General features: G+C 72.6%; 7 protein-coding genes. 6 read left to right on the forward strand and 1 reads right to left on the reverse strand.

Annotated features, from left to right (window positions below; translation table 11 throughout):
• Positions 1-72: 72 nt before the first annotated feature.
• From VFL99_RS05790 to VFL99_RS05815, 6 genes are read left to right on the forward strand one after another with little or no spacing between them, the layout of a single operon-like run.
• A complete protein-coding gene (locus VFL99_RS05790) occupies positions 73-1,806 on the forward strand; it encodes a dihydroxyacetone kinase family protein (protein WP_325105382.1) in 1,734 nt (577 codons plus the stop codon).
• A 2-nt stretch (positions 1,807-1,808) separates the two neighbouring features.
• Complete coding sequence (locus VFL99_RS05795) at positions 1,809-2,642, forward strand: DeoR/GlpR family DNA-binding transcription regulator (RefSeq protein WP_325105387.1); 834 nt, start codon at positions 1,809-1,811, stop codon at positions 2,640-2,642.
• 58 nt (positions 2,643-2,700) lie between these two features.
• Positions 2,701-3,798 carry a zinc-binding dehydrogenase gene (locus VFL99_RS05800; RefSeq protein WP_325105383.1) on the forward strand — a complete coding sequence of 366 codons (1,098 nt, stop codon included), beginning with the start codon at positions 2,701-2,703 and terminating at the stop codon, positions 3,796-3,798.
• A 55-nt stretch (positions 3,799-3,853) separates the two neighbouring features.
• Complete coding sequence (locus VFL99_RS05805; RefSeq protein ID WP_325105384.1) at positions 3,854-5,626, forward strand: dihydroxyacetone kinase family protein; 1,773 nt, start codon at positions 3,854-3,856, stop codon at positions 5,624-5,626.
• Positions 5,623-6,120 (forward strand): ribose-5-phosphate isomerase, encoded by a 498-nt coding sequence (locus VFL99_RS05810; protein WP_325105385.1) that lies wholly within the window; start codon positions 5,623-5,625, stop codon positions 6,118-6,120. The genes VFL99_RS05805 and VFL99_RS05810 overlap by 4 nt, the downstream gene beginning before the upstream one ends.
• 15 nt (positions 6,121-6,135) lie before the next feature.
• Positions 6,136-6,996, forward strand: a complete 861-nt coding sequence (locus VFL99_RS05815; protein WP_325105386.1) for a triose-phosphate isomerase — start codon at positions 6,136-6,138, stop codon at positions 6,994-6,996.
• Here the strand turns inward: VFL99_RS05815 and selB are convergent.
• A partial coding sequence (selB, locus tag VFL99_RS05820) for a selenocysteine-specific translation elongation factor (RefSeq protein WP_414713723.1) occupies positions 6,993-8,823 on the reverse strand: 1,831 nt, incomplete at its 5' end. The genes VFL99_RS05815 and selB overlap by 4 nt on opposite strands.

Genomic DNA, 8,823 nt, shown 5'->3' on the forward strand with positions numbered 1-8,823 from the left:
GCCGGCTCGAGCCGGCCGGCCACACCACCGCCCCGACCACCCCTCCAGCAGCGACCCCGGAAGGACCACGTCGTGAGCTACCTGCTGAATGAACCAGCGCGGTTCGTCGAGGAGATGACCGACGGCTTCGTGGCAGCGCACTCCGACGTGGTCCGTCGGGTCGGCGGCGGCGTCGCGCGTCGCCGGCCCACCCCGGCCGGCCAGGTGGCGGTCGTCATCGGCGGGGGCTCCGGTCACTACCCGGCCTTCGCCGGCCTCGTCGGTCCCGGGCTCGCCCACGGGGCGGCGATGGGCAACGTCTTCGCGTCACCCTCGGCGCAGCAGGTGCGCGCGGTCGCGAAGGCGGTGGAGTCCGGGGCCGGCGTGCTGCTGGTCTACGGCAACTACGCCGGCGACGTCCTCAACTTCGACCAAGCCCAGGCGTGGCTGCGGGAGGAGGGGGTCCCGTGCCGCACCGTCGTGGTCACGGACGACATCTCCAGCGCCCCCGACGCCGACCGCGAACGGCGTCGAGGCGTCGCGGGCGACCTGGTCGTCTTCAAGGCGGCGGTGTGGGCGGCCGAGCAAGGGCTCGACCTCGATGCGGTGACCGCCTTCGCTCAATCGGCAAACGGGCGCACGAGGACGTTGGGTGTCGCCTTCTCCGGCTGCACCCTCCCGGGCGCACCGGCCCCGCTGTTCACCGTGCCTCCGGGACGGATGGCGGTCGGCATGGGTATCCACGGGGAGCCGGGGATCTCCGAGTCCGAGCTGCCCACCGCCGACGAGCTGGCCACCCTGCTGGTCGACCGCGTCCTGGCCTCTGCACCCACCGGCGCCGCCTCCGGGCGGGTGGCCGTCCTGCTCAACGGACTCGGAGCGGTGAAGAGCGAGGAGCTCTTCGTGACCTACCGCAAGGTCGCAGCACTGCTGCAGGAGCGTGGCCTCGTGGTGGTCCGCCCGGAGGTCGGCGAGATGGTCACGAGCTTCGAGATGGCAGGGGTCTCCCTGACGGTGTCCTGGCTCGACAGCGAGCTCGAGCAGGCCTGGGTCGCACCGGCGCACGGGCCCGGCTACCACCGTGCCCACATGGACCCGGCAGTGCTGGAGCAGGAGGAGACCGAGGACCGGCACGCGTCACGACAGGCGTTCCCGCAGGGCTCACTCGAGTCGCGCACGGACGCACGTCGGGTCCTGCAGGTGCTGCACCACGTCAAGGACGCCCTCACCGCCGAGGCCGAGGAGCTCGGCCGGCTCGACGCGGTGGCCGGTGACGGTGACCACGGCATCGGCATGCAGCGGGGGGTCGTGGCCGCGGTGGACGCGGCCGAGCACGCAGTCGCCGCCGGAGCCGGCGCCGCCACCACGCTGTCGGCCGCTGCCGACGCCTGGGGCGAGCACGCCGGTGGGACGTCGGGAGCCCTCTGGCAGGTGCTGCTCGGTGCCGTCGCACGGCACTGCGACGACACGGCGCCGCTCACCGGCAAGCAGGTCCGTGCCGGCGTCGACGCGGCCGCCGAGGCGGTGGTGGCCTTCGGAGGAGCGCAGCCGGGGGACAAGACCATGGTGGACGCGGTGCTGCCCTTCGCCCGGGCGTTCGGCCGCGGCACCGACGAGGGCCTGCCGCTGACCGCCGCCTGGCCCGCTGCGGCCGGCACGGCCGCCGAGGCCGCCGCCGGGACCGCGACGCTCGTGCCGCGGCTGGGCCGGGCACGACCGCACGCCGAGCGCAGCCTCGGCACACCGGACCCGGGGGCCACCTCCTTCGCCGTGGTGGTCCGGACCGTCGCACAGAGCCTTCACGACAGCCCGGTGAGCCAGTCGTGACCATGCACGCCGACTCGGCCTCGCGGTTGTCCCGCAAGCTGGCTCGTCAACAGGCCATCACCGAGGCCGTGATCGCGGACGGGACCGTCCGCATCGAGCAGCTCGTCGAGCGCTTCCACATCAGCCTGATGACCGTGCACCGGGACCTCGACGAGCTCGAGAAGCGCGGCGTGCTGCGCAAAAGCAGGGGGGTGGCCACCGCCACCGCGACCAGCCTGGTGGAGTCCAGCGACGTCTACCGCTCCAGCCGGCAGGCGGCCGAGAAGGAGGCACTGGCCTCGGCCGCACTGGAGTTCGTCGAACCCGGACAGGCGATCTTCCTCGACGACTCGACGACCGTGCTGCCGATGGCCGCGCACCTGGCAGCCAGGGCGCCGCTCACCGTGGTGACCAACTCGCTGCCGCTGATCAACGCGCTCACCGGGACCCGAGACATCACGCTGCTCGCCCTGGGCGGTGAGTACTACAACTGGTGCAGCGCGTTCATGGGCGCGATGACGACGAACGCCATCCTCAACCTGCGTGCCGACACCGCGATCATGTCGACGGCGGCCATCACCGACGACGTGGCCTTCCACCAGGCCTCGGTGACCGCGGACACCAAGAAGGCGATGTTCTCGGCCTCCCAGCAGCGGATCCTGCTCGTGGACCACACCAAGTTCGAGCGGCGCGCGCTCCACGCGATCATGCCGCTCGCCGACTTCGACATCGTCATCGTGGACGCGAAGACACCCAAGGCCCACGTGAAGCGGCTGCGGTCCAAGGGGATCAACGTCGTCGTCGCCCTCCCGAGCGCCCGCTGGCGACGGGACGGCTCCGTCCGGCCACCGCGGTAGCCGACGCCCGCGGCCACCGCGCCACCGATCACCACGCCAACCAACGAGAGGAACAACGATGAGCACCACCGAGACCACGATCCCCGACACGATGCAGGCCGTCATCTGCCACGGACCCGAGGACTACCGGCTCGAGGACGTGCCCGTGCCCCAGCCGGGCCCGGGACAGGCCCTCGTCCGGGTGGAGGCCGTCGGCATCTGCGCCAGCGACCTGAAGTGCTACCACGGCGCCGCGAAGTTCTGGGGCGACGAGAACCGCCCCGCCTGGGCGGAGACCGAGGTCATCCCGGGGCACGAGTTCGTCGGCGTGGTGGTCCAGCTCGACGAGGTGGCCGCCGAGCGCTGGGGGATCGCGGTGGGCGACCGGGTCGTCTCGGAGCAGATCGTGCCGTGCGGGCAGTGCCGCTACTGCGTGCGCGGGCAGTACTGGATGTGCGCGCCGCACGACCTCTACGGGTTCAAGCGCCGGACCCCCGGCGCGATGGCGTCCTACATGATCTACCCCGAGGACGCCCGCGTCTACAAGATCAGCAAGGACCTCCCGGCTGCACACGCGGCGTTCACCGAGCCGCTGTCCTGCGCGCTGCACGCGGTCGAGCGCGCCAACATCCAGTTCGAGGACGTCGTGGTGGTGGCCGGCTGCGGTCCCATCGGGCTGGGCATGGTGGCCGGCGCGGTGGCGAAGGGCCCGGCCGAGGTCATCGCCCTCGACATGTCCGACCGCAAGCTGGCCCTGGCGGCCAAGTGCGGTGCCACGCGGACCGTCAACATCACCGAGCAGGACCCGGTCGAGTTCGTCAAGGAGCTCACCGGCGGCTACGGCGCGGACGTCTACATCGAGGGCACGGGGCATCCGGCGGCGGTCGGGCAGGGACTGAACCTGCTGCGCAAGCTCGGGCGCTACGTCGAGTACAGCGTCTTCGGCTCGGACGTCACCGTCGATTGGAGCATCATCAGCGACGACAAGGAGTTGGACGTGCTCGGCGCCCACCTGGGCCCGCACTGCTGGCCGGCCGCCATCCGCATGCTCGAGTCCGGCAGGCTCCCGATGGACGAGATCTGCTCCGACCAGCTGCCGCTGGAGAAGTTCCAGGACGGCCTGGACCTGGTCGCGGACGGCACGAAGTCCATCAAGGTCAGCCTCATCCCCGCGTGAGCTCGGATCCGACCTCGCGCCCAGCTGTCGGGTCCGTGGAAGAAGGGAACACCAGATGACTCGCCTCGTCGATGATCCGGCGACGTTCAGCGACGACATGCTCAAGGGCTTCGTCGACGCCTACCAGCAGTACGTCGTGGCCGTGCCCGGTGGAGTGGTCCGGGCCACGCAGACCACGCCGGGCAAGGTCGCCGTTGTGGTGGGCGGCGGCTCGGGACACTACCCCGCCTTCTGCGGCATCGTCGGCCCGGGATTCGCCGACGGCGCCGTGGTGGGCAACGTCTTCACCTCGCCCTCGACCGCGGACGCGGTGTCCGTGGGCCGTGCCGTCGACAGCGGTGGCGGTGTCGTGTTCAGCACCGGCAACTACGCCGGTGACGTGATGAACTTCAACCAGGCGGTGGACCAGCTCCGGCAGGAAGGCATCGAGGCCCGCTACGTGCTCGTTACCGACGACGTCGCCAGCGCCCCGGCGAACGAACGGGCCAAGCGGCGTGGGATCGCCGGTGACTTCACGGTGTTCAAGGTCGCGTCCGCCGCCGCGGAGGCCGGCTACGACCTCGAGGGGGTGCAGCGCGTCGCGGAGCGGGCCAACGGTGCCACCCGGACGCTGGGTGTGGCCTTCGACGGGTGCACCATGCCCGGGGCGAAGGAGCCGCTGTTCACGGTCGAGCCGGGGCACATGGGACTGGGCCTGGGCATCCACGGTGAGCCGGGGATCGAGGACCGGCCCCTGCCGAGCGCCAGCGAGCTGGCCCGGCTGCTCGTCGACGGCGTGCTGGCTGACGCGCCCGAGGGCGCAGGGGACCGGGTGACGGTCATCCTCAACGGGCTCGGACGCACCAAGTACGAGGAGCTGTTCGTCGTCTGGGGCACCGTCTCCTCCCTGTTGCGAGAGGCCGGCCTCACGGTGGTCGAGCCCGAGGTCGGCGAGCTGGTGACCAGCCTCGACATGGCCGGGTGCTCGCTCACGGTGATGTGGCTCGACGAGGAGCTCGAGGGGCTGTGGCACGCACCGGCGGCCACACCGGCATACACCAAGGGCATCGTCGCGCCGGCCGACGCCGGGCAGCGCCGCCAGTCCGTCGACGTGGCGGCCACCGAGGCCGGACCGGTCGCGGAGCAGGCGGACAAGGACGGCCTGGCGGTGGCGGCGGTCGTCCGCACCGGCCTGGAGCGGATGGCCGGGGCGATGGCACAGATGGAGGAGGAGCTTGGCCGCATCGACGCGGTCGCCGGCGACGGCGACCACGGGCGCGGCATGGTCCGCGGAACCAGCGCGGCGCTGGCGGCCGCGAACGCCACCCACGGTGACCACGCCGGGCCGTCCACGGTGCTGACGGCCGCCGGTGACGCGTGGGCGGCGCGGGCCGGGGGCACCTCCGGGGTGCTGTGGGGAGCGGCGCTCAAGGCCGTCGGCAACGTCCTCAGCAACACCGGGCGGCCCTCTCCGGAACAGGTCGCCGAGGCGGTCAGGAACGGCTACGACGCGCTCGTGCGGCTGGGCGGCGCCCAGCCCGGCGACAAGACCATGCTCGACGCGCTGCTGCCGTTCTGCGAGGAGCTCTCCGCGGCGACGGGCCGCGGCGATGCCCTCTCGGCGGCATGGGACGCCGCGAGCACCACGGCCCGAGCGGCCGCGGAGGCGACGGCACAGTTGCGGCCGAAGGTCGGCCGCGCGCGTCCGCTCGCGGAACGCAGCCTCGGAACACCGGACGCGGGAGCACTGTCATTGGCGGTGTGTGTCGCGGCGGTCGGCGAGGTGCTCCGGGAGCGGGCACAGGACTCGGACAGCGCGGCGCAGGGGCCGCAGGAAGGGACACGATGAGCGGGGAGCGGTTGCGGGTCGTTGTCGGAAGCGACGAAGCAGGCCTGAGCTACAAGACGGCGATCGCCGAGGACTTCCGGGCCGACGAGCGGGTGGGGGAGGTCATCGACGTGGGCGTCGTCGAGGACGAGGAGACGCACTACCCCCACATCGCCGTCACGGCGGCCCGGCTGGTCGCCGACGGCAAGGCCGACCGTGCCCTGCTCGTCTGCGGCACCGGGCTCGGTGTCGCCATCAGCGCCAACAAGATCCGCGGGGTCCGTGCCGTCACTGCGCACGACAGCTACTCGGTAGAGCGCGCGGTCCTCAGCAACGACGCGCAGGTGCTCTGCCTCGGCGAGCGCGTCATCGGGCGCGAGCTGGCCCGGCGACTGGCCAAGGAGTGGCTCGGCTACCGGTTCGACCCGGCTTCCCGCTCGGCGGAGAAGGTGGCCGCCATAAGCCGCTACGAGGACGAGGGCGAGCCGGAGGCCGTCCCGGGTGGGGCGTGCTGATCCGTGGGTGACGGTGTGGCCGAGAACGCGGACAAGGTGTGGCTCGGCACCAGCTGGAAGATGACGAAGACGATCGGCGAGGCGCTCGCCTATGTCGAGACGCTCGCCGACCGACAGCTGCCGGACGCGGTCCAGACGTTCTTGGTGCCCGCGCACACCGCGCTCGCCGCGGTGCGCGGCCGCATGCCGGCCAACTCGCCGGTGCTGTTGGGGGCGCAGAACGCACATTGGGCCGCGGAGGGCGCCGGAACCGGCGAGGTCTCCATGCGCATGGTGGCCGACGCCGGTGCGCGCCTCGTGGAGATCGGCCACTCCGAGCGTCGCGAGCACCACAACGAAACCGACGAGTCGGTCTCCCTGAAGGTGCGGGCAGCGCTCGATGCCGCACTCGTGCCGCTCGTGTGCGTGGGGGAGCCGCTCGCCATCCGTGAGGCCGGCGGGGACCGGGAGTTCGTGCGGGCGCAGGTCAGCGCGGCACTGAGCCGGCTGTCGCCGGCAGAGGTGTGCAGGGTCGTCCTCGCCTACGAGCCGATCTGGGCCATCGGTGAGCGCGGACGCCCGGCGACTCCCGAGGAGGTCGCGCCCGTCATCGAGGAGATCCGCGAGGAGGTGGCTCGGGCCAGCGGTGGCCGCGGGTGTCGCGCGGTCCTGTATGGAGGCAGCGTGAATCTGGACAACGCAGCTGCGCTGCTCGAGCGCACCGGCGCGGACGGCTTGTTCGTCGGACGGACCGCATGGGACGTTCACCGCTTCCTCAAGCTGGTCGACATCGCCGCCGACCACTCAGCCCGCCGCTTGCGCGGGGGGCGGGAGGAGCGTGTGGACCGACCACACGCGCCCAACACGCCGAGCGGCAGCGTCGCCAAAGGCCTCTAGCGGACGACCTCGCGGTGGCCGGCGTCGATCCGACGGGTCCACCCGCGCCGATCGAGGTGCTCCAGCAGCGGGATTGCGACCCGCCTGGTCGTCCCGAGCGCCTGACGCGCCTCACTGGTCGTGAACGGCTGCGGCAGTCCGGCCAGCACACGCATCGCCATCGCCGGGCCCTTGGGCAGCAGCACGACGTCATCGGGCAGGCGAACGACTCGGCCCGCGTGCTCGGCCGCCGCGAGCTGGCGCACGCCCAGCCCCCAGCGCTCCAGGTCCGGCCGCTCCGGCGCGTCGAACGGCGCCGCGGCCAGCCGCGCCTCCAGCTGACGCAATCCGGCCTCGGCCGCCCCGAGGTCAGGGACCGCGCCCGGCCGCCCGAGACGCCCCTCGCCCACCTCCAGCCCGGCAGCGGGAGCGAGCGCAGTCAGCAGCGCCCCGTCCGGCACTCCCAGGTCGTGTCGGGCGGCCTCAATCGGCAGGCGCGGGTCGAGCGGGTGCGCCGCCGCGTGCGCGTCCACGACGGCGGCCAGCAACTCGACCCACTGGCGCCACTGCGCCTCACCGACCAGCCAGTCCCCGACGCGACGCACCTCGGCGGCCCGGCCCAGTTCCCCGGACGGTATGCCGAGTGCCTCCAGATCGCTCGCTCGCACAGCTCCGCGTCGACTCACCTCGGTCGACACGTCCGCGCGGCCGGCGGCATTCGCGAGGGCACTGGCCCGGCGAGACGCGTCCCCGCGCCGAGCGAGCTCTGGCGGATCGACATCCAGCACGAGGACCCCCGCGAGAACACGTTGGGCGGCGGGATCCCGCAGGATGGCGCGGTCCCCGGCTTGCAGCGGAAGGGCGTGCTGCAGGCGCAATCGCGCGACGTCACCGTCCAGCGGGCGCAGGAGGACGCCGACCGCGGCGGTCCCCACGTGGATCACCAGGTCGCCGTGCGGATCAGCTTGTGTCGGAGTCGAATCCGGGCCGATGCTCTTGAGGGGCAGCAGCCGCACGTCCACCTGGCGGGTCTCGCGCCAGCTCCCGGGTGTCACCAGCGCGCTGCCCCGTGCGACCGCAGCAGGCGTGACCCCGCGCAGGTTCACCGCGACGCGGGCCACTGCGGGCACGTCCTGCCGTAGCTGCTCCATGCTCTGCAGGCCCCGCACCGCCAGCACAGCCGGGCCGTCGCTCGCACCGTTCGCGACAGCGAGCTGGTCCCCGACGCGCAGGGTGCCGCGGCCCAACGTGCCGGTGACGACCGTGCCGCTGCCCTTCATGGTGAACGCCCGGTCGACCCAGAGCCGTACCCGCCCGTCGGCGCGGGGGCGCGGCAGTCGGGAGACCAGGGCGTCCAGAGCCGTGCGCACGTCGTCCAGACCCTGGCCGGTGCGGGCGGAGACCGTCACGTGCGGGATGGCTCCCAGCGAGGACCGGGCGAGGTGTCCGTGTGCCTCCTCCACGGCGATGGCGGGGTCGGCGAGGTCCGCTTTGGTGATGACGAGCAGCCCGTTCTCCACGCCGAGCGCCTCCACCGCCGCGAGGTGCTCGGTCGACTGGGCGCTCCAACCCTCGTCCGCTGCGACCACGAATATGACTGCTGGCGCCGGGCCCAGGCCGGCGAGCATGTTGCCGATGAACCTCCGGTGCCCCGGCACGTCCACGAAGGCCACGGTCTCGCCCGACGGCAAGGTGGTCCACACGTAGCCGAGGTCGATGGTCAGTCCGCGGCGGCGTTCCTCGTCCCAGCGGTCCGGCTGCTGCCCGGTCAGCGCTTGGACGAGGGTGGACTTGCCGTGGTCGACGTGCCCGGCGGTCGCGACGACGTGCACGTCACCCCCTCGGTTC

The organism is Segeticoccus sp. (assembly GCF_035708005.1).